Annotated in this window: 1 protein-coding gene; it reads right to left on the reverse strand. The window is 62.0% G+C overall.

What is annotated here, in order from left to right:
* The coding region (locus tag CP49_RS13035) for a DDE-type integrase/transposase/recombinase (RefSeq protein ID WP_057850655.1) at positions 1-939 on the reverse strand (939 nt) is incomplete at its 3' end.
* Positions 940-1,018 lie beyond the last annotated feature (79 nt).

Consider the following 1,018-nt stretch of genomic DNA (forward strand, 5'->3'; position numbering starts at 1 on the left):
CGTGTTTGGTCCCGGGAGATTGGCGAGAGCTTCGAGCGGAGCGAGGTAGCCGAGGCATTTGAGCCGGGTGCGATTGTAGTCGGCAACGAAGCGGTTGAGGAAGGCGTCGCGGTCGGCATGGCAGGGGAAGGTTCGGCGTGCGCTGCCACGCTTGGGCTCCCGGCCGATCGCCTCGGCGATGCGGCGGTTGAAGCGTTCGACAAGACCGTTGGTTTGTGGCCGATAGGGTCTGGTCAGGCGGTGATCGATCTTGTGGCTGGTGCAGACGAGATCGAACGGGTGCTTGCCGGAAGGCCGTCCGGGCGGCTTGTTCTTCATGTCGACGGCGAAGCGGTCGGTGAACTCGGCGCCATTGTCGGTCAGGATGGTATGAACGGGATGCGGGAAATGGGCCAGGAATCGCTTGAGGAAGCCGGCCGAAGTCCTGGCATCGCGCCTGAGGTGGATCTCGACATAAACGTAGCGGGTGGCGCGGTCGATCGCGACAAAGGCATAGCTTTTGCGGCGCTCAAGAGCCGGCAGATGCTTCAGATCGATGTGGATGAAGCCAACGGTCGCCTGCTCGAAGGCACCTATTTTAGGCCTGTCAGGCTTCTTGCACTGGCTGATGCCATGGCGTTGAAGGCAGCGATGAATGGCGCTGCGGGACAGCTTATCGTTGACGCAACGCCGCATCACTTCGACGATGTCGTCCAATGGCAACTGCAGCGACGTTCGCAGTTCGCAGACCAGCATCTCTTCCATGGCCGCCAGACTGGTGGTCAGCCTGTTCGGCCGGTGCGAGCGGTCGCTGACCGTAGTCCGGCCACGCCAGCGGCGGATCGTGGTCTCGCCGACGCCGAGTTCGGCAGCCAGCTCCGCAACCGACCGCTTGCTGCGCTGGATGTAAGCTCTGACCTTCGGGGTCGTGGTGGCGTTGGCGTGCAGATTCAGTTCCATGACGCAAGGCGCTCCCTGACGTAACAGATGCCTCTATCTACACCGATTCCATCAACCCAATCTCCCGGGACCAAACACG

The organism is Bradyrhizobium valentinum, assembly GCF_001440405.1.
GTDB lineage: Bacteria > Pseudomonadota > Alphaproteobacteria > Rhizobiales > Xanthobacteraceae > Bradyrhizobium > Bradyrhizobium valentinum.